The sequence below is a fragment of the Dyella sp. 2RAB6 genome, assembly GCF_052115385.1.
Classification (GTDB): Bacteria; Pseudomonadota; Gammaproteobacteria; order Xanthomonadales; family Rhodanobacteraceae; genus Dyella_D.
The window spans coordinates 31,115-50,533 of the sequence record NZ_JBFRGP010000024.1; the positions used below are offsets into that span (position 1 = coordinate 31,115).

The 19,419-nt window shown below is 67.2% G+C and carries 18 protein-coding genes; 2 read left to right on the forward strand and 16 right to left on the reverse strand.

Annotated features, from left to right (window positions below; translation table 11 throughout):
• Positions 1-6: 6 nt before the first annotated feature.
• The 3 genes from AB4083_RS20680 to AB4083_RS20690 form a co-directional block, all read right to left on the reverse strand.
• Positions 7-588 carry a YjbF family lipoprotein gene (locus tag AB4083_RS20680; RefSeq protein ID WP_441610396.1) on the reverse strand — a complete coding sequence of 194 codons (582 nt, stop codon included), beginning with the start codon at positions 586-588 and terminating at the stop codon, positions 7-9.
• Between the two features lie 107 nt (positions 589-695).
• Positions 696-1,718, reverse strand: coding sequence for a polysaccharide biosynthesis/export family protein (locus AB4083_RS20685; RefSeq protein WP_441610397.1), 1,023 nt, complete (start codon positions 1,716-1,718; stop codon positions 696-698).
• A 233-nt stretch (positions 1,719-1,951) separates the two neighbouring features.
• A complete protein-coding gene (locus tag AB4083_RS20690; RefSeq protein ID WP_441610398.1) occupies positions 1,952-2,272 on the reverse strand; it encodes a hypothetical protein in 321 nt (106 codons plus the stop codon).
• A 349-nt stretch (positions 2,273-2,621) separates the two neighbouring features.
• On the opposite strand from AB4083_RS20690, the gene AB4083_RS20695 reads away from it, so the two are divergent.
• Together AB4083_RS20695 and AB4083_RS20700 are read left to right on the forward strand one after the other, a co-directional pair.
• Positions 2,622-3,671 (forward strand): undecaprenyl/decaprenyl-phosphate alpha-N-acetylglucosaminyl 1-phosphate transferase, encoded by a 1,050-nt coding sequence (locus AB4083_RS20695; RefSeq protein WP_441610399.1) that lies wholly within the window; start codon positions 2,622-2,624, stop codon positions 3,669-3,671.
• A 34-nt stretch (positions 3,672-3,705) separates the two neighbouring features.
• Positions 3,706-4,443 (forward strand): YdcF family protein, encoded by a 738-nt coding sequence (locus tag AB4083_RS20700; RefSeq protein WP_441610400.1) that lies wholly within the window; start codon positions 3,706-3,708, stop codon positions 4,441-4,443.
• Between the two features lie 87 nt (positions 4,444-4,530).
• Here AB4083_RS20700 and AB4083_RS20705 read toward each other — a convergent pair whose 3' ends face one another.
• From AB4083_RS20705 to AB4083_RS20765, 13 genes are all read right to left on the reverse strand, one after another.
• On the reverse strand, positions 4,531-5,973 hold the full coding sequence (locus AB4083_RS20705; RefSeq protein ID WP_441610401.1) for a right-handed parallel beta-helix repeat-containing protein: 1,443 nt from the start codon (positions 5,971-5,973) through the stop codon (positions 4,531-4,533).
• 238 nt (positions 5,974-6,211) lie between these two features.
• Positions 6,212-7,384: a glycosyltransferase family 4 protein gene (locus tag AB4083_RS20710; protein ID WP_441610402.1), complete on the reverse strand. Its 1,173-nt coding sequence runs from the start codon at positions 7,382-7,384 to the stop codon at positions 6,212-6,214.
• A gap of 84 nt (positions 7,385-7,468) precedes the next feature.
• Entirely contained in the window at positions 7,469-9,436 is a 1,968-nt protein-coding gene (gene asnB / locus AB4083_RS20715; RefSeq protein WP_441610403.1) for an asparagine synthase (glutamine-hydrolyzing), read from the reverse strand.
• Positions 9,436-10,521: a glycosyltransferase family 4 protein gene (locus AB4083_RS20720; protein WP_441610404.1), complete on the reverse strand. Its 1,086-nt coding sequence runs from the start codon at positions 10,519-10,521 to the stop codon at positions 9,436-9,438. Before AB4083_RS20720 ends, asnB begins: the two co-directional genes overlap by 1 nt.
• Entirely contained in the window at positions 10,518-11,825 is a 1,308-nt protein-coding gene (locus tag AB4083_RS20725) for a hypothetical protein (RefSeq protein WP_441610405.1), read from the reverse strand. Before AB4083_RS20725 ends, AB4083_RS20720 begins: the two co-directional genes overlap by 4 nt.
• Positions 11,822-13,084 carry a glycosyltransferase gene (locus tag AB4083_RS20730; protein WP_441610406.1) on the reverse strand — a complete coding sequence of 421 codons (1,263 nt, stop codon included), beginning with the start codon at positions 13,082-13,084 and terminating at the stop codon, positions 11,822-11,824. The genes AB4083_RS20725 and AB4083_RS20730 overlap by 4 nt, the downstream gene beginning before the upstream one ends.
• Positions 13,081-14,550, reverse strand: coding sequence for an oligosaccharide flippase family protein (locus tag AB4083_RS20735; protein WP_441610407.1), 1,470 nt, complete (start codon positions 14,548-14,550; stop codon positions 13,081-13,083). Before AB4083_RS20735 ends, AB4083_RS20730 begins: the two co-directional genes overlap by 4 nt.
• On the reverse strand, positions 14,547-15,797 hold the full coding sequence (locus tag AB4083_RS20740; protein WP_441610408.1) for a glycosyltransferase: 1,251 nt from the start codon (positions 15,795-15,797) through the stop codon (positions 14,547-14,549). The genes AB4083_RS20735 and AB4083_RS20740 overlap by 4 nt, the downstream gene beginning before the upstream one ends.
• A gap of 4 nt (positions 15,798-15,801) precedes the next feature.
• The gene (locus AB4083_RS20745; protein ID WP_441610409.1) at positions 15,802-16,293 is read right to left on the reverse strand and encodes an acyltransferase; all 492 of its coding nucleotides are present in this window, start codon (positions 16,291-16,293) and stop codon (positions 15,802-15,804) included.
• Positions 16,294-16,300: 7 nt separating this feature from the next.
• Positions 16,301-17,392: a DegT/DnrJ/EryC1/StrS family aminotransferase gene (locus tag AB4083_RS20750; protein ID WP_441610410.1), complete on the reverse strand. Its 1,092-nt coding sequence runs from the start codon at positions 17,390-17,392 to the stop codon at positions 16,301-16,303.
• Positions 17,389-17,976: an acyltransferase gene (locus tag AB4083_RS20755; RefSeq protein WP_441610411.1), complete on the reverse strand. Its 588-nt coding sequence runs from the start codon at positions 17,974-17,976 to the stop codon at positions 17,389-17,391. The genes AB4083_RS20750 and AB4083_RS20755 overlap by 4 nt, the downstream gene beginning before the upstream one ends.
• A 7-nt stretch (positions 17,977-17,983) precedes the next feature.
• Complete coding sequence (locus tag AB4083_RS20760; RefSeq protein ID WP_441610412.1) at positions 17,984-18,937, reverse strand: Gfo/Idh/MocA family protein; 954 nt, start codon at positions 18,935-18,937, stop codon at positions 17,984-17,986.
• The coding region (locus AB4083_RS20765) for an NAD-dependent epimerase/dehydratase family protein (protein ID WP_441610413.1) at positions 18,937-19,419 on the reverse strand (483 nt) is incomplete at its 5' end. The genes AB4083_RS20765 and AB4083_RS20760, both read right to left, overlap by 1 nt.

Below are 19,419 nucleotides of genomic sequence, written 5' to 3' on the forward strand. Positions count from 1 at the left end.
CGAGCCTCACGTTCGGGCCTCGCGATAAGGGCGCAGCTGGATCAGTTCCAGCGCCTGGCCTGGCGCGACATGCTGCCGGCTCTTCCAGATAAAGCCGTCGGCGGGATCGACCCAGTAGCGATTGGTCACGTCGAAGTGGGCGCCGTCGGCGCGCACGCGTTCGTCGTAGCGGCGCAGCCGATGCATCTGGCCGAGGATCTCCACGTTCTCGATGCCCTTCGGTTCGAGCTGCGCCGTCGCCGCAATGCCGTAGCGATAACCCGGCGACCAGTCCAGCACGCGCCGGTACTCGACCTGCGCCTGCACGTGCTGCAAGCCGGCGGCGAACGGATCGCCGCCATCGAACGCGACATGATCGAGATTCGCTTCCAGCCCCACGGTCCGGATCAACACACCGTGGCGCAGAAACACCGCCTGTCCATCCTGCCCATACCAGCCCTGCAGGTCGCCCTGCACGCTGGCCAGCAGCAGCACCGCCTCGCCGCCCGGCGCATCGACCAGCAGCTGGTAGTACGGCTCGGCCGCCACCGAAGCTGCAGTGGGATGCACCGCGGTGCCGCCGCCGACGGCCTGGCGGATCGTATCCACGCTTCCCAGCGATACGTCAGTGCAGCCAGCCAGCGCCCAACTCGCAGCAGCCAGGGCCGCGAGGCGGAGCGAAGCTCGCCACGGGAAGCTCGTCATGCGCGCGTACCTCAATTGGTGAGGTTGTTCTTAGCCGAAGCTGCGTTGGTCACGATGCCGGACAGCGGCAGCAGCTGCGAGAGGAAACGGTTCCAGCGCGTCACGCCCGCAGGTCCCACGAACACCACGTCGCCGGGGTGCACGGAGAACTGCGCAGCCAGCGCGAATGCCGCCGGCGATTTCGCGTCGAGCTGGTAGATCGTGGCGGGCGACTTCTCCATGTCCTCCACGCCGCGGATCACATACACCGCATTGCCCTTGGAGGTGGTCTCGTTCAATCCGCCGGCCTTGCCCAGCACCTGCGACAGGCTCATGTCGCTGGTCTTGAACGGGAACGCCGCCGGACGCGTGACCTCGCCCACCACATAGACCTCCTTGCGATCCGCATAGGGAAGGAAGATCTGGTCGCCGGGCTTGAGCCACACATCGCCCAGCTGGTGATTGCGCGCGAGCGCGTCGAGATCCAGGTGATATTCGCGTCCGTCGCGCGACAACACCAGGCCGGAGAGATCGGCCTGGTCGGTATTGATCTGTGCCGTGCCCACTGCCTGCGCCAGGCTCAGCGGGGTCACCGTCACCGGCAGCGGATCGGTCTTCACGAACGCGCCGCGCATGGTGATGCGCTGCGCGCCGTAGCTGATCACGCTCATGTCGACCTGCGGCTCCTGCACGTACTTGGCCAGGCGCTGCGAGATCTCCACGCGCAATTCTTCCACCGTCTTGCCGGACGCCTTGATCACGCCGACATAGGGATAGAACAGCGTGCCGTCGGCGCGCACCACGCGGCCGTTCGCGCTGGGCAGCTGCTGCGAGCCCGCGGGCGAGGTCAGTTCGGGGTGATCCCATACCGTGATGTAGAGCGAGTCGCCGATGCCGATGCGGTAGGGCTCCGGCTGATAGCTGCTCAACTCGTCGGGAAGGGTGGCCAGCGGATTGGATGCTTTATCCATCGCCAGCAATTTCGGCGTGATCGGCACCAGCTGATAGCGAGCCGCATCGATCGAGCCGTGGCGTGAGAAGTCGGTCACGCTCATGTGCTGGCCCGGAGCCCAGAAACAGCCGTGCAGGGTCAGGGCGGCACATGCCAACAACAATGCCCGTCGCTTGTTCATCCGTAGAGCCCTTCGATTATCGCGAACGCCGCCGCTGCGGCGAACTTGGATCGTCGGCCCCCTACCGATGACGTGAGACGTGCCCGGCCTGTATGTCGCGTGGACTGCAGGCCGCGCGACGCGTTCGCTTCTGCGAACGCGTCGTTAAGAACCTATCAATGCGAGCCGGTCGTGCCCGTGGTGCCGGTGCCACCGGTACCGGTGCCGCCCGTACCCGTGCCACCGGTGCCTGCAACGGCCGCTGCGGCCGCCGCGCCGGGACCGGCATGGTTGGCCTTCATGCTGCCGTGCGCGGCGCCCTTGGCGCTCTTGGGCGAGATCAGCTGCGCCGGTGTCGCCGGCTTGGCCTGCTGCTGGTCGATGAGTTGATTCACGGTGGTCGGCTGCTGCTGGGCGTTCTGCGCGTTCTGCGCGAAAGCGGTGCTGGTCAGGAGCAGCGCGGTGGTCACTGCGATGGAAGCGGTAAAAAGTTTCATGAGCATCCTCTTCGGTGCGTCGCGTGATGGCGGAGATGCGGAGAGTGAAGCGACTGGACTTTAGCGTCGTTCGTGCGTGCATGACTGAACCAACACCAACCCAGCTTGAGAAAAATCTACTGGACGTTCACTTACATCGCTTAGAGTTGCCCTTCTCCGCGAAGAGCTTCAACACGTATGGAACATCTACGTCGCGGGATCGTGATGTCGCTCAAGTTTTTCACTCTTGCGCATCACTCGATCAGCTTGCTGTCATCACCGCTACGCAGAAGCGAGCGAAGATAGGCGACGCGTGACGCTGCATTCGACGCGAGCCATCCCCACTGGATTGCCCCGAGGAAGCCACGATATGCACGACACAAGAACGATGCTCGCCTGCGCTGCGGCCTTGTTCACCTCGGCCGTGGCGATTGTCGTTCTGCGCCGCCTGGCCGAGCCCCTGGGGCTGCTGGACCGCCCCAGTGACCGCAAGCAGCACAAGGGCAGCGTGCCGCTGGTAGGCGGCCTGGCGATGTTCTGCGGCGTGTTCGTCGGCGCCTGGTGGTATGGCGACGCCACGCAGATCAGCCGCATGCTGCTGACCACCGCCGCCGGCCTCACCATCATGGGCTCGCTGGACGACCGCCACGAGCTGAGCGTGCGCACGCGGCTGATCGTGCAGACCATCGCCGTGTTCGTGATGATTGGCAGTACAGACGTCTATATCCGTTCACTCGGCACGCTCAACGGCGTTCAGCTTCCGCTGGGCCCGCTCGGCATCCCGGTGACCCTGATCGCGGTGATCGGCCTGCTCAACGCGTTCAACATGATGGATGGCATCGATGGCCTGTCCGGCAGCATGGGCATGGTGGGCATCGGTTCGATCTTCGCGTTCCATCACGGTGGCGTCACGCCTGGCGTCACGGTTCTGATCGCCATGCTCGGCGCGGCGATGATCCCCTACCTCGCCGCCAATCTCGGCCTGTTCGGCCGGAAGATCTTCATGGGCGATGCCGGCAGCACCGTGCTCGGCTATCTGCTCGGCTGGGCGCTGATCGACCTTAGCCAGAGCCCTGGCTCCGACCTGCTGCCCACCGACGTGCTGTGGTGCGTGGCGCTGCCCGCGCTCGACACTCTCGCCGTGATGTGCCGGCGCATGCGCAACCACCAGTCGCCGTTCAAGCCGGACCGCGGCCATATCCACCACATCCTGCTGCGCACCGGCCTGAGCCCGCGCATGACCCTGGTGGTGCTGGTGATCGCCTCGATCCTGCTGGCCTTTATCGGCCATCTCATTCACGACTACGGCCAGCTCGCCAGCCTGGGCACGTTCGGCTTCCTGCTGCTGACCTACATCGTGTGCACCACGCGCCGCTCCACCATCGCCGCCAGCCAGGCGGTGCAGCAGCGCGGGCAGTGAGCGGAGCGCGCCGGCATCGCGCCTGCGCCAGCGCATGTTCGACCTGGTCAACCTGAGCATCAGCCACCCCATCACCCAGGCGTGGCTGCTCGGCGCCATCGGGCTGCTGTGCCTGGTCGCGCGGCGCTACCGGCTCGGCCTCGGCGTCGCCGCGATGGCGCCGCTATGGCTGCTGCTGTGCGCGACACCCGCGTTCGCCCACGGCCTGCAGCGCTGGCTGGAAGAGCAATACGTCACGCAGCCGGCGGTGGACTACCCCAAGGCGGATGCCATCGTCGTACTCGGCGGCGAAGCGCTCGCCGACGAGAAGGAGAGCTGGCGCGACGAGGGTGGCGATGCGGTCGCCAACAGCCGTGTCGGTTTCGGCTATCTGCTGTTCCGCGCGGGCCGTGCTCCGCTCGTGCTGCTTTCCGGCGAAGGCGATGCGGCGCGCATGGCGACGATGCTGGAACGCCAAGGTGTGCCTGCCACCGCCGTGCGCCAGGAAGGCACCAGCCGCACGACGTATGAGAACGCCCGCAACTCCGCCGCGCTGCTGCGCGGCGAAGGCGCTCGCACCATCCTGCTGGTGACCTCGCCCGGACATATGCCACGCGCGGCGGCGAGCTTCGAGAAGCAAGGCTTCCAGGTGATTCCCGCGCCCGCACTGCTGCCTCCTGTCCGCGTGCCAGGCAGCGACTGGGAACCGCGGCGAGCAGTCCTGTGGGATGCCTCGCACACCCTGCACGAGTACATCGGCCTGTGGGTCTACCGCCTGCGCGGGTGGGCCTAGGGCGTAGGCTGGGGTGAGCCAAAGGCGAACCCCAACGCAATGACGCGCATGAAGTTGGCAATGTTGGGGTTATCACCCCAACCTACGTCAATCGCGCGACCTGCCGCCGAACTCCACCGCCGCTCCATTCGCCACCCGCGGCACGCCGGCATCCACCTTGTTGTCATACTCGAACGACTGCGCATCCAGCCGCACGTCGCCCTTGCTGATCTGCAGTTTCTTGCCCGTGCTCATGAAGGCCATCGGCACCGGCTTGCCCGCGGCCACCGCGCGCGTACGCCGCACCGTATTGCCCGAGATCACCACCGAGCCGATATGCCGCGCACTGTCGGCCGACTCGTCCTCGGAGAAGTTGATACAGGTGCCGTAGATATCGCTGAAGGTATTGCCGGCCACCACCAGCCCGCTGACCCCGAGCACGCCGATCGCGCCCATCTGCGGCCGGATGCCGATAAAGGTATTGCCGGTGATCACCGCATTCACCGCATTGCGGCTGCGTGCCGAGGCCATATCGCCCAGCCGGATCGCATCGCCGCCCGGTCCGTTGCCCGGCGGCGAACGCTCGAAGATGCAAGCCATCACGCGCGCGCCGCTCAGGCCCTTGAGCGCCAGGTCGGTGCGCACCGAGTTGAGGAAATGGCAGTTACGCACGGTGAGGTTGTCCGGCGTGTCCGCTGCGGTCTTGGGCCGGGTGGAGCTGTCGATGCCCCAGTAGCAGTTGCGGAACTGGCAATCGAGCACCTGCCAGTTACCGATATTGCCGCCCTTCTGGTGCCCGTTGAAGAAGGTGATCCCGGCGGTGTTCACCGTATCGATGTCGATGAAGTTGCAGCGACGGATCGTCACGTTGCGGTACACGCTGAAATCGTGGTCCGGCTCGAAGTCGATCCCGCCCACCGAGCACGACAGCTTGGCATTGCCGATATTGCGGAAGGTGCAGTTCTCCACCAGCAGCCCGTCGCAGTCGATGATCGACAAGCCGTTGCGGTTGTCCTTCACCGCGCCGTCGAAGATGCAGTCGCGCACGGTGACCCGCTCGTTGTGCCGCTCGGTATTGGACTTGGTGCCCGAGCCCACGTACATGCCGTCGCCGCGAAAACCGAAGAAGGTCATCCGCTCCACCGTCAGGTCGGAGGTCGCGTTCACCGCCAGCAGATAGTAGAACTGCGCGTAGCCGAACTCGCCGACGCGCCCGTTGAGCTTCAGGTCGTGCAGATGGATATCGCGCATATTGTCGGCCACGCGCGGTGTGCCGCCATCCTTCACGTAGGTGGCCAGCATGAATTCCGAGGCCAGCGAGTTATCGAACGAGCGCAGCTCGCTCGACGCACCCTCGCCGTACAGCTCCAGCCCCGAGCGCAGGTTCAGTTGCTTGACCGGATAGACGCCGACGGGAATCAGCACCCGGCGCGAACCATCGATGGCCTTCTGGATACCGGCCGTGCAGTCGTAGTTGCTATGCCCTGCACGGATCGCCGCGTGCTCTTGCTTGGGCAGGAAGTCCAGTACGTTTGCCGGCGTGTCGGGCATGTGGCGTTTCCTCGGAGCCGACCGCTATGCGGTCATCGCCCCCTGTCCTTTCGAGTTTAGGGATTCGCGCAAGCGCGAGGTTTACTCGTGCATGAACCTGTTCCTTGCGATCCATGCGCAAGAAGTCACCGTAGGTTGGGGTGAGCCGCAAGCGAACCCCAACACCGCAACGCATATACGCACCGTATGGTTGGGGTTCGCCGTTGGCTCACCCCAACCTACGCCGTATTCATCTGCCTCAGGCCACGCGCCGCTGCGCTACCGGCTCTTCCACCGGCATCGCCAATGGTCCGCACAGTTCGCGATACACATCGACGGTGCGGCGGATCACGATGCGCTCGTCGAACTCCGCATGCGCTTTCGCCCACGCCGCCTCGCCCAGGCGCCGCGCCAGCGCGGGATCGTCGTGCAGGCGGCGGATCGCATGTGCCAGCGCCTTGGCGTCGCGCACCGGCACCAGCAAACCGTCGACGCCGTCGGTCACCACTTCGCGGCAACCGGGCACGTCGGTGGTGATCAGCGGCTGCGCGCAGGCCGCTGCTTCGATCAAGGTCTTGGGCAGGCCTTCGCGATAACTGGGCAGCGCCACCACATCGACCGCGCCGAGCAAGGTGGGCATGTCTTCCACATGGCCCAGCCAATTCACCACGCCCTCGTTGACCCAGCCACGCACGGTTTCTTCGGGCACCGCCGCAGGGTTACCCGGATCGGGCGTGCCGGCGAGCAGGAACTCGATGCGCCGCCCCTCTCCCAGCAGTTCGCGCGCGGCGGCCACATATTCCTCCAGGCCCTTGTCCCACAGCAGGCGCGCCGCCACCAGCACGCGCAGCGGTCCACCGGAACGCTCGCCGCCACGCTTGACGAAGCGCCAGCAATCCACGCCCGAGCCGCGCACCAGGCGAATGCGCGACGAGTCGACCAGACCCGCACGCTCGAACAGCGCCACGTCGTCGCTGTTCTGCAGGATCAGCCGCGCACCCTCCCCGTCCAGCGCCAGGCGCAGCAGCGCGCGCACCACCGGTCGCAGCGCACGCGCCTTCAGGTCGTTGCTGGTGAACACATAGCCCATGCCGGCCACCGCGTTCACCCGCGCCCGTACACCGGCGAAGCGCGCGGCCAGCGAGCCGTACACCGCGCACTTGATGGTGAAGCCATGCACCAGCGCCGGCCGCTCGCGCTTGAGCAGCTTCGCCAGATAGCGCAGCAGCGCCAGCTCGCGCAGCGGATTCAGGCTGCGCCGCTCCATCGGCACCGGCTCCCAGCGCAGGCCGAGCGCACGCAGCTTCTCGCCGTACGGACCCGGCGGAGAAAGCAGCAGCAGCTCGTGGCCGGCCTTATGCAGCGATAGCGCCAGCGAGCGCCGGAAGTTGTAGAGATACCAATCGGTATTGGCGAACAGGACGATCTTCATGGGATGGCTTGCCGCTTCGGAGGTAGGGATCGCTCGCGCGGCTCCGCCACAGGCGGCGCATGCGCCTTCCTGCATCGACCGCGTTCATGCCGTTTCCCCCTGTTCGGCGCCCAGCCAGGCCTGGAACATCAAGACGTTCCATAGCTGGTGCTGCCAGTTACGCTTGCCGCTCAGATGTTCCTGCCATACGCGCCGGATCGGCGCATGCCGCAGATAGCCCTCGCGGCGCAGGCGGCCTTCGTCGAGCAGGCTTTCCGCCCAGTCGCGCAGCGGGCCGCGCAGCCAGCTGTCGAGCGGCACGCCGAAGCCTTGCTTCGGGCGCTCGATCAACTCTTTCGGCACGTGCCTATACAGCACCTGGCGCAGCAGCCACTTGCCCTGGCCATCGCGGATCTTCAGATGCAGCGGCATGCGCCAGGCCAGCGACACCACGCGCGGATCGAGCAAGGGCACGCGCGTTTCCAGACTGTTGGCCATGGCCGCGCGGTCGACCTTCACCAGGATGTCGTCGGCCATATAGGCCTGCGCATCCATCGCCATCATCCAGTGCTCCAGGCTGTCGGTCTGCGGCCAGGCCTGCGGATCGGTCAGCAAAGTGGTGGGTTCGGCTGCGCCGTGCACCAGGTGTTCGGGATCGCTCCACTGGCTGGTCAGCTGGTGGAAGAACTGCTGCCCGCTGGACAGCGTAAGCACGCCTGCCAGCTTCTGCGCCTTGTCGCCCGGCGTGGACACGTGCATCCGCTTGGGCAGCAGCACGCGAGCGCTTTCATACCAGCGGTCCCAGGTGGCCGGCGGCACCGCGCGCAAGGCGCCGGCGGCGGCGTGGCGCACGAACGACGGCAGGCGTTGCATGCGTTCCCACACCCGCCGCGCGGCGAGGTAACGGTTGTAGCCGCCGAACAGTTCGTCGCCGGCATCGCCGCTGAGCGCGACGGTGACGTGGCGGCGCGCCAGCTGGCTGACCAGGTAGGTCGGAATCTGCGAGCTGTCGGCGAATGGCTCGCAGAACATCCCGGGCAACTTGGGAATCACCGCCAGCGCATCCTCGGGCCGCACGTACAGCTCGGTGTGCTCGGTGCCCAGGTGTGCGGCCACAGCTTTGGCGTGCTTAGCCTCGTCGTAGCCGTCCTCGCCAAACCCTATGGTGAAGGTCTTCACCGGACGGCTGCTCTGCTTCTGCATCAGCGCGACGATGGTGCTGCTGTCGATGCCGCCGCTGAGGAAGGCGCCGAGCGGCACGTCCGCCAGCATCTGCGCGCGCACGCTTTCGGCGATCTGTGCTTCGAGTGCGTCGACGGCTTCCTGCTCGCTGCCGAAGAACGGTTCGGCCATGCCGGCGGCGACCACGTCGTTGTAGCGCCAGTACGGCTGCGGCTCCGCTTCGCGCGGACCGCCCGCCTGCAGGCGCAGCACGTGGCCCGGCCGCAGCTTGGCGATGCCGCGATAGATGCTGTACGGCGCCGGCACGCAGTTGTGCCGCAGCAGCAAGGTGAGCGCGTCGCGGTCGACGTCGGGACGGAAACCCTCGTACGCCTTCAGCGCCTTCAGCTCGGAACCGAACAACAGCGCCTCGCCCTGCCAGCCGTAGTACAGCGGCTTCTCGCCGAGGCGGTCGCGCGCCAGCGCCAGGCTGCGCTCGCGCCGGTCCCACAGGGCCAGCGCGAACATGCCGATGCAGGCTTTCAGCGCGGACTCCAGGCCCCAGGCCGCGATGCAGGCCACCAGGGTCTCGGTATCCGAATGGCCGCGCCATGCAGGCGCGCTGCCTTCGGCGGCGAGACGCGCGCGCAGGTCCAGATGGTTGTAGATCTCGCCGTTGAACACCGCCGTGTAACGGCCACAGGCCGAATGCATCGGCTGATGTCCGGCCGGCGACAGATCGATGATCGCCAGCCGCCGCTGCGCCAGCGCGATACCCGACACCTCGTCGCTCCACACGCCGCCGTCGTCCGGGCCGCGGTGCAGCAGGCGCGCAGTCATCGCCAAAGCCTGGCGCTCCAGCCGCTCGCGCGGCGCGCCGCCGGGTATCCACCATCCAGCGATGCCGCACATCAGCGTGCCTCCGCATTGCGCAACACATCGGCCAGGCGGGGGGCCTGCGAGGCGAGGCTGTAATGGTCTTCGACCCGATGGCGCCCGGCGCGCCCCTGGCGCGCGCGCAGCTCCGGGCTGCCGATCAGCTGGCGCAGGCCCTCGCGCCAGTCATCGTCGTTGGAGGCGAGAAAACCGTTGTCGCCATGCCGCACGATGTCCGCGTTGACGCCCACCGGCGAAGCCACCACCGGCAGGCCGCAGGCCATGTACTGGATGATCTTGTAACCGCACTTGCCGCGTTCCCACGGCCCGTCGCGCAACGGCATGATGCCGACGTCCATCAGGGCGATCAGCTCGGCCTCGGTCTCTTCCGACCACGGCAGCACCTCGACCTCGACACCTTCGAACTGCGCCGCCACTTCCGGCCGCGCGCCGATCAGCAGCAGGCGCGCGGCGCCACCGGCGCATACGTCGAGCAGCACGTCGCGCAGGTCCAGCGCGTAGTGCTCGGTGGCCGGCGAGCCGATCCAGCCGATCACCGGCTGCGTACGGCCGCCATGCTCCACCGTGTCGTAGCGCAGCTCGTCCACCACCGTCGGGATGATCTCCACCCGCCCGGCCTTGGCCTGTTCCGCGCGCGCGGCCAGGTACGGATTGCCGGCGATCACGCAGGCGGAGCGCGCCATCACGCGATCGATCTTGCGGCCGAGCACGCGGCGTACCACCGGGCTGGGCGAGAGGTCGTACTTGTGGAACAGCGCGTCGTCGTAGTCCACCACATAGGGCCGCGCATGCAGCGAAAGCAGCGCCTCCAGCCCGTACGGCAGATACGGAAACAGCTCGCCCTCGATCCAGGCCAGATCGTGTTCGCTGTTGCGCATCAGCTCGGCGATGCGCCGCCCGTAGTAGCGCCACGCGGTGTACTTGGCCACCTGCGAACGCCCGCCGTAGAGGTTTTCCAGGTAGGAATCGGGAAACAGCTCGTGCACTTCCACGTCGATGCCCCGACGTTCCAGCTCTTCCAGGTACTGCAGGCTGCGCAGCCGCGTGCTGGGCCCCAGCCTGGAGTATCGGGCGAACAGGATCACCTTCAGACGCTTCATGCAGGCACGCGCTCCACCCCGGAGGGGAATTCCACGAACAGCGCCACCAGCGGGATGGTGTACATCCACTGGAACGCGAACGCTTCGATATAGGGATTGGTATTGGAAGCGATGAATGCGGCCACGAAGGCGCAGAACAGGAACTTGTGGTGCGGCGGCAGCTTCCTGGCCGAAGCCAGGCGCAGCACGCGCACGATGTAGACCACGAACGGGAAGGCATACACCGCCGCGCCGAGCAGGCCCACGCGGTAGATAGTGGCCAGCCACACCAGCTCGTAACGCCAGGGATACTCCGCGCTGCTGACGAAGCTCACGCCCTTGCCATGGCCGGCGCCGATGCCGCCGTTGTCGAGAATGCCTTGCAGCAGCGAACCGGCCATGCCCACGCGCGAGCTGCCGCCGCCGGAGCTGAGCTTGTCGGCGAAGCTGTCGTAGATCACTTCCAGGCGGATGCTGGTGTAACTCTCCAGCAGCACCACCACCGCGACCATGCCCACCAGCATCGGCAGGCCGACCTTGACCATCCGCGTGAGCGGCGAGCTCAAACTGCGGTGGAAACCCAGCGTGCGCGGCCCGAGCATGCGCCCCAGGATCCAGCCCACCGGAATGGCCAGGATCAGTGCCGAGCGACCGGAGGTCACCGCGCAGACGAAGATCATCGCCAGCACGGCCATGCGCAGCAGCCGGTTGCGGATCAGTTCCGGCGAGCTGTAGAAACCACCCGCCAGGAAGATCAGCGAGCCGTATACATGCATGATCGCGCCGGCAAAGCCGCCCTGCAGGTTGATATTGGCCTGCCCCTTGAAGAAGAACGACACGGCGTCCGCGCCGTAATGGAAGTACAGATAGAAGTACAAGGCGACGCTGGCGCAGGCGAACACCGTCAGCACCGCCAGCCAATCGACCAGGCGCTCCGGCCCCGGCGCGCGCATCAGCCCCGCCGCCACCAGCATCCACAGCAGCGGCGAGAGCAGATAGATCACCATCATCTGCGCCGCGGCTTCCGGCGGCGCGTCGTTGAGATAACCCACGGCGGTGTAGATCACCGTCACCATCGCCGTACACACGTACAGCGCCAGCAGTTTCTTGAAGCCCAGGCCGAGGCGGAAGCCGGGCAGCGCCAGCACCGCGGTCAGGCCCAGCATCGCCGCGGTGGGCACCGGCAATGAGTTGGGGATCACCACCGACAGGAACAGCAGGCCGAGCGCCGACAGCAGGAACAGGTGCCGGCGCGTGATGCTGCGCTCGCTCATCGGCGCCGGACCGGGCACGCCATGCATCGGCGGAGAGATGGTCGGATTCATGAGGTCACCATGTCGGCGATCCAGCGATCCAGCACGCCGGCCTGCGCCACCTTGCTGTACGCACCGATGTCGCGGCGTCCTTCCGCCGGCGCGGCGATGATCCGGCGCAAGGCCTCGGCGCTTTCGCCGCCGCCTTGCGTCACCAGGGTCCGTCCGGCGCCGGTCTCGGCCAGGATCGACGAGGCCGCATTCTCCACGCCGGACACGCACACCACCGGCACGCCCGAGGCCAGGTACTCGAACACCTTGCCGGTGGCGCAGCACACGCGATTGCCGGTGAGCAGCAGCAGGCGGTCGCAGCGCTTCATCAGCTGCAAGGCCAGCCCGCGGCGCACCGGCTTGATGGTGGTGACGCCGAAGCGCGCGCGCTGCAGCGACTGCTGTTCGCGCTCGGTCAGTTCGCCCACGAACAGCACGTGGCGGCGCGCATGGCCGTCCTCGGTCGCATTCATCAGCGACACGAAGCGTTCCAGGCTTTGCGAGGCGGAAGCGTCGCTCGCGCCCACGCGCCCGAAGTGGCCGAGCAGCATGGCGCCTTCCGGAATCTGCCGCGCCAGCAGCGCGGAGGCTTCCTGCGCGTCTTCGTCCATATGCGCCGAGAAATCGTCGGGATCGAAGCCGTTCGGCAGCAGGCCGGCGCGTTTGTCCGGATAGCGGCGCGCGAAGTCTTCCACCAGCGCCGGGCTCACCGACGTGACCAGGCTGGCGGCGGCGATCACGCGCGCCTCGATCATGCGGCGCGCGGTATCGGCCGCACGGCCGGCGCGGCCGAGCGGTTCGAACACCAGGCCGTCGCGGAAGTCCTGGATGCACGGCAAGCCGTGGCGCGCGCTCAGGCTGGCGGCGGCGATCAGTGCATCGATCGGCGAATAGGTGCCCACCGCCACGCAGCGTTCGCCGGCGGCCAGGTACTCGCGGCAGCGCCGGTCCGCTTCGGCCAGCGCATTGACCAGCCACGGCCGCCGCGCGGCATCGCCGCGGGCCAGCATCGAGAACGGCAAGGACGGCACGAAGGCCGAGGCCATGCTCAGCAGCGACGCGGCGAGCGACGATTCGCTGCCCACGCAATGCCCCGGCAAGCGGATCACTTCCACCGCCGGCGAACCGGCCACGACCGGCGCCGCGCCATGCTCGCGCGCAAGCACGTGGACCCGGTAGCGATCCGCGTCCAGGTACTTCACCAGGCCCTTGAAGCGCTGCGCCGCGACGTTACCGGTCGCATGATGGGCCGCGAACAGGAAAAGATTGACCTTGCTCATTGCACTCCATTCCTGCGCAGCTGCGGCGACGCATTCGCCCCGCGCAGCCGCGCACCTTGCAAGACCTTCGCGCACAGCTGCGCCGCCAGTGCCAGCGAAGGACGGAACCAGGCCAGCGACAACAGGCCGAAGCCGGCCCACAAGCACAGGAACAGCCCGCGGTGGCGCTCGCCGAACAGCACGAAGGCCACGGCCAGGCCGGTCGCCGCCGACGTCGCCAGATACAGGCGCGCGCGCGGCACCGGACGCCATACGCGGCACGAAAACTCGGTGCGCACGATCAGGAACAGCAGGAACGACACCGCGGTGGAAATCGCCGCGCCGCCCGCGCCCAGTCGCGGCACCAGCAGATAGTTGCCGGCGACGTTCAGCGCCGCCGCCAGGAACGAGGCCAGCATCGAATACATGCTGCGGCGCGCGAGGCTGATGCCCACCGCGGCGCACTCGGACAGCGCATACAGCAGCGGCGGCGCCAGGCTGGCGGCGACGAGGTACTGCACGCGGTCATAGGTAGGCGGCAGCACCAGGGCCAGCACCCACGACAACAGCCCGGTGGCGACGAAGATCAACACCACCGCGGCCAGCAGATGGTCGGTGACCGCGTCGATCTTCGCCTGCGCATCGCCCTCGGCCGCCCAGCGATACACGGTCGGCGCCCACACGGTGGAGAAGATGCTCGACACGATGCCGGCCGCGGCCGCGATGCTCGCCGCCACCGAGAACACGCCCAGCTCGGTCAGCGTCGACAACTGGCGCAGGAACACCCGGTCCATCGCCATCAGCGCCCACGAGGCGACGCCGCCGAAAATCAGCGGGAAGCCGAACCCGAACAGCTTGTGCAGCCGGCGGCGGTTCAGCCGCGCCGCCAGCGCGGGCACCCAGGCGTGGCGGGTGTTCCACGCGTAGGCGAACATCACCGCGACGATCGAAACCGTATAGGCCGCCAGCAGCATGAAGAAGGTGCGGCCCGGCGCGGCCAAGGCATAGGCCACCACCAGGGCGAGGAACAGCAGCTTCGGCAGCACCTGGCTCATGGAGAAGGCGAAGCCCTTCTCTTCCATGCGCAGGATCACCGACAGGAAACGCGAGACGAAGGTGGCCAGGATGGAAGCCGCCGCGATCGCACTCAGCGCGCCATCGTCCACCGCGAACAGCGCCTGCGACAGCAGGCCCGGTGCGATGGCGAGCATGGCCGCCAGCAGCAGGCTCAGCGCGATCAGGCCCGGCAGCGCCGCCGCTTTCAGCAGCGCGGGCTTGTCGGCGGACTCGTGGTACTCCCGCGCATAGCTCTGGTCCAGCCCGAAGGTGAACAGGATCACCGCGAAATTGGTCGCCACCTGCAGCATGGCGATGCGGCCGATGTCCTCGGCGCTGAAGAACCAGGCCAGCATCGGCAAGGTGACGAAGCCGACCGCCGCCGAACCGAGCGGACCGAGCGCGAAGCCAAGCAGCTTGCTCTTGTTCATTGCCCGGCCGCCTCGCGCAGCGGCAGCGCCACGCGTTCGCGCACGAGGCGCGATTCGCGCCCCGCCAGCGCCTCGTAGGTTTCGCGCAGCCGTGCCACCACGGCGCCTTCGCCGAAACGCTCCAGGCAGGACTGGCGGATCGCCGCCGCGTCGTACCGGTCGATGTGCGCACGCAACTCGTGCATCGCACGCGCCAGTGCATCCACGTCGTCCACCGGCACCAGCAGGCCGTCGCGCGCGGTGACGATGCCATCCGGACCGCCACAGCGGGTGGCTACCACCGGCCGGCCCATCGCCAGTGCTTCGACGATGGCTACGCCGAAGGTCTCATAGCGGCTGGGGTGCACCAGGGCCTGCACGCGCGCCAGTTCCTCGGCCACCTGCTGGCGCGTCAGCGCGCCGAGGAAGCTCACGCGATCGGCGATACCCAGCTGCACGGCCAGCTTCTCCAGGCGCGCACGTTCCGGGCCATGGCCGCCGATGCGCAGGCGCACGCCCGGCTCGTCGGCGAAGCCGCGAGCGAACGCCTCGAACAACAAGTGGATGCCTTTGTTCTCGTTGAGTCCACCGACGGTGAGGAAAGTGAAATCGTCGCCAGTCGCCGGTACGCCCAGCGCACGCTCGCCGAACGAGGCGTCCACGATATTCGGCATCACTTCCCACGATCCAACGTCCGCCCCGAAATAGCCTTCGAGGAAGCCACCGAACGATGCGCTCACCGCAAACCGGCGCCGAGCATCGCGCGCCGCCTCGCGAGCGATGCTCGCCTGCGCGCGGCTGACCCTGCCGCGCGGATACATCGAACTGTGCTCGGTCAGCACGTACGGCAGGCCCTCGCGCAGCCACAACTGCCGCGCCAGCGCGCCGCCGTACAGCGCGGCATGGGCGTGCACCACGTCCGGGCGCCCGAACTCGGCGACGTAATGCCGATAGAGCTTCAAGCCATGGCGCACCCACCACGCCGACGCGGCGCGATGCAGCAGCGGAAACGGATTGACGCCCGGCGAGCGCAGCACCGGCATGCCCTGGTCGAACTCGCGCTGCAGGCCACGCTCGCTGCCGGCCAGGCCGCGCCAATGGCGCAGCGAACGCAGCTGGGGATAGATCACGCCCAGCTTGCAGCCATGCCAGTGCAAGGCCAGCGCCTGCTCGCGGAAGAAGCTGCCGCTGATGTCGCCGGGCCTGGCCGGATACCACGAAGGTATGACCAGCACGTGGATGTCGTCGCGGGTGGCGGGCGTGCGCATGTCGTCAGCGCTCCCGGATGATCCGCGCCGGAACACCGGCGATGATCTGGTTGCCGGCGAAGGATTTCGTCACCACCGAGTTGGCGCCGACGATGACGCGGTCGCCCAGCACCACGCCCTCGCGGATGAATACGTTGTCGCCGATCCAGCAGTCGTCGCCGATCACGATATCGCCCTCGACGTGGCGCAGCGGACCCTCTGCATTGCTGGTCGGCTTCGCGGGATCGTGGGTCAGCGCCTTGATCGACACGTTGTAGCCGATCGCGCAGCCGCGCCCGATCACCACGCGCGAACCCGGCCCGCAGGACAGCTGCGCCTGGTTGAGATAGCTGTGCTCGCCGATGCGGAAATGATCCTTCGGCCCGATCAGCTTGCTGCCCAGGCCGACGCTGGCCGTGGAAGCAACGCCCGGATAGCCGCGCAGGCGCCGCGCGTGGCTGCGGCGCTCGGCCCAGTTCACGGAGCCGCTGATGCATCGGGCGAGCAGGTCGAACACGGCGCGCCTACCTCGCCGGCACCGCGGCGAGACCGTCGACAATGGTCGCCACCTGCGCGTCGGACAGATAAGGATGCATCGGCAGGCTGAGCACTTCGCGCGCGGCCCGGTCGCCGAACGGCAACTGCGCCGCTGCATCTTCGACCGCCGGCTGGCGGTTCAGCGGCAGCGGATAGTGCACCGCGGTCGGCACGCCGGCCTCCTTCAGCCGCGCCTGCACCGCCTCGCGGTCTTCCACGCGGATGGTGTACTGGCCATACACGCTGAGGTTGTGCGCCTCGACGAACGGCGGCTCGACACCGGCCTCGCTCAGATGCCGGGCATACGCGGCCGCCACCTGCTGGCGCTGGCCGATCTCCTCGTCCAGGATCGCCAGCTTGGGCAGCAGGATCGCGGCCTGCAGCGTATCCAGGCGGCTGTTCATGCCGACCCGGATGTGGTGGTAGCGGCGGTCCTGGCCGTGGCGCGCGATCTGGCGCATCACTGTGGCCAGCGTGTCGTCATTGGTGAACATCGCGCCGCCGTCGCCATAGCAGCCCAGCGGCTTGCTGGGAAAGAAGCTGGTGCAGGCGATAGTCGTGAGGTTGCAGGAGCGGCGGCCCTTGTAGGTGGCGCCGAAGCTCTGCGCGGCGTCTTCGATCACCGGGATGCCGTGGCGCGCCGCGATCGCATTGATCGCATCGATGTCCACGCACTGCCCGTACAGCGATACCGGCACGATCGCGCGGGTACGCGGTGTAATCGCCGCTTCCAGTAGCGCCGGGTCCATCAGGTAGGTGCGCGGATCGATATCCACATACACCGGCCTGGCGTGCAGGATCGCCGCGGTTTCCGCTGTGGCGATATAGGTAAAGCCCGGCATGATCACTTCGTCGCCCGGACCCACGCCCAACGCCATCAGCGCGATCTGCAAGGCGTCGGTGCCGTTGGCGCAACTGATGCAATGCTTCGCGCCGACGTAGGCGGCAAGCTTTTCTTCCAGCTCCGCCACCTCCGGACCGAGGATGAACTGCCCATGCGCGAGCACGCGCTGGATGCCCTCGTCGATCCGCGCCTTGATGCGCGCCTGCTGCGCCTTGAGGTCGATGAAGTCGATCACGCGGCAACCTCCTCGCGTCCGACGCGGCCGTCACGCAGCACGTAGCGCCGGCCAGTATGCGCGCACAACGCCTCGCCCGCGCCGCTGAGCGGCAGGTCGAGCTGTTCGCCGTACTCGCTCATCCAGCCGATCTGGCGTGCCGGCACGCCGACCATCAGCGCATAGGCCGGCACGTCCTGGGTCACCACCGCGCCGGCGCCGACGAAGGCGTATTCGCCCACCGTCACGCCACACACGATGGTGCAGTTGGCGCCCAGGGTGGCGCCGCGCTTGACCAGGGTGTCGCGGTATTCGTCCTTGCGCTCGATCAGCGAGCGCGGGTTATAGACATTGGTGAACACCATGCTGGGGCCGCAGAACACGCCCTCTTCCAGCGTCACGTTGTCGTACACCGACACGTTGTTCTGCACCTTGCAGCGGTCGCCGATCACCACGCGGTTGCCGACGAACACGTTCTGCCCCAGCGATACGCCCTTGCCGATGCGCGCGCCGCCGCAGACGTGGACGAAATGCCATACGCGCGAGTCGTCGCCGATCTGCGCACCCTCGTCGACGATCGCACTGGAATGCTGGTAGTGGGCCATGACTGCCTCAACCGGCGCTGCGCGCCAGGAACGGGTGGTATTCGCCGCGCAGGCCGACCGGCGCGGCGTGGCGGATGTCGGAGACGGTGGTGATGGCGCAGCGGTTTTCCTCCAGCCCGAAACCGCGGCCGGCGAGGATTTCCTGGTAGCTGCGCGTATGCAGGTCGGTGAAGCCGCCGGAGAACTCGATCTCCTCGCCGTCCACGGTGATCGAGCGATAGGTGCGCTGGCCGGCCAGGCGCTGCGCGGCCGGCACGTCTTCCACGTCCACCGAGAGGAACCAGCGCACGCGGCCGTGCTCGTACTCGAGATAGCCGCCGGCCTTGGTGTCGGACAACTGGTGCACCACATTCTGCTGCAGCTCGCCGAAGATGAAGTGCAGCATGTCGAAGAAGTGCACGCCGATATTGGTGGCGATCCCGCCGGACTTCTTGGCGTCGCCCTTCCACGACTGCAGGTACCAGTGGCCGCGCGAGGTGACGTAGGCCAGGTCGACCTCGTGCTTGGCGGCGCGTTTGGAGCTGCGCACTTTCTCGCGCAGCTCGACGATGGCCGGGTGCAGGCGCAGCTGCAGGATGGTGTTGATCATGCGGCCGGTATCCTGCTCGATCTCGCGCAAGCCGTCGATATTCCACGGATTGAGCACCAGCGGCTTTTCGCAGATCGCGTCGGCGCCGGAACGCATGGCGAAGCGCATATGCGAATCGTGCAGGTAGTTGGGCGAGCAGATCGCCACGTAGTCCGCGCGCTGCGGATGGGTGGCGCGGCGCATCTTGTCGATATGGCGGTCGAAGCGCTCGAATTCGGTAAAGAAGTCGGCCTCGGGGAAGTAGCTGTCGATGACGCCGACCGAATCGTTCGGGTCGTAGGCGGCCACCAGCTTGTTGCCGGTGTCGCGGATGGCCTGCATATGGCGCGGGGCGATGTAACCGGCAGCGCCGATCAAAGCGAAGTTCTTCATCAAGCGACTCCTGCGACGGCCGTGCGCGGGGTCGCGACGGCGTAATAGGTTCGATACCAGTCCACGAAGGCGGCGATGCCTTCTTCCACCGATACCTTCGGCCGATAGCCCACTGATTCGATCAGGCTCGATACATCCGCCTCTGTCTCCGGCACATCGCCGGCCTGCAGCGGCAGCATCTCCATCGTTGCCTTGCGGCCCAGGCACTGTTCCAGCACCTCGATATAGCGCAGCAATTCCACCGGCTGTTCGTTGCCGATGTTGTAGAGCCGGTACGGGGCGACGCCGCTGGTGGACGGGTCAGGATGGGTGGCGTCCCACGTGGGGTCTTTACCCGGCACCGTATCCAGCGCACGCACCACGCCTTCGACGATGTCATCGATGTAGGTGAAGCTGCGCTTGTGCCGTCCTTCGTTGAACACCCGGATCGGTTCGCCGGCCAGGATCGCCTTGGTGAACAGGAACAGCGCCATATCCGGCCG